Origin of the sequence: Streptococcus sp. SR4, from assembly GCF_000517725.1 — a bacterium.
Taxonomy (GTDB): domain Bacteria; phylum Bacillota; class Bacilli; order Lactobacillales; family Streptococcaceae; genus Streptococcus; species Streptococcus salivarius_F.
Genome location: NZ_AZYW01000013.1, coordinates 1 through 738 on the forward strand (window position 1 = coordinate 1; position 738 = coordinate 738).

At 37.5% G+C, this 738-nt stretch carries 1 protein-coding gene; it reads right to left on the reverse strand.

Features of this window, described 5'->3' with window-relative positions:
• Positions 1–143: 143 nt before the first annotated feature.
• Positions 144–608 (reverse strand): IS200/IS605 family transposase, encoded by a 465-nt coding sequence (tnpA, locus tag HMPREF1519_RS01965; RefSeq protein WP_002883780.1) that lies wholly within the window; start codon positions 606–608, stop codon positions 144–146.
• Between the last annotated feature and the right edge of the window lie 130 nt (positions 609–738).

A 738-nucleotide genomic window follows, 5' to 3' on the forward strand; every position in this document is an offset into this window, starting at 1 on the left:
AATCATAACCACCCGTCTAACGGGTGGTTTGATCAAGGGCTATAAGCCCATAATACCAGCCAGCGCCTAAAGACGCTGGCTTTCACTTTGTTCAAGCCTTATTGCTTTTGACTCGTCACAAGCCTCTCAAAGAGGCATTCGCATTACTTACCATTATCCCTAAAGGGATTTTCATATTCTTTAACGCTTAATTTGTCCAAAGCGATATCATGCTTCTCTTGTTCCTGGATATATTTCTTAATTGTGGCTTCATTAAGTCCTACCGTACTTACATAATATCCTTCTGCCCAAAAATGTCTGTTCCCAAATTTATATTTTAAATTGGCGTGTTTATCAAACATCATTAAGGCACTTTTACCTTTTAAATATCCCATAAAACTAGCTACACTCATTCGTGGTGGAATACTTACTAACATGTGGACATGATCTGGCATTAAGTGGCCTTCTATTATTTCAACGCCTTTATATTGGCATAGTCTATGAAAAATCTCTCCCAGACTACTCCTATATTGATTATAGATTATTTTTCGTCTATACTTAGGTGTAAATACAATGTGGTACTTACACATCCATTTTGTATGTGATAAACTGTGAGCTTTTTGCGCCATAGTCTTAACTCCTTTCGTTTTACAATTGGCTTGAACACCTATATTGTAACTCGTTTGGAGTTTTTTTGTTATGACGGTATAACCTTCGATGCGCACCCGCATAGCGGGTGGTTTATTTGTTTCGCACCTT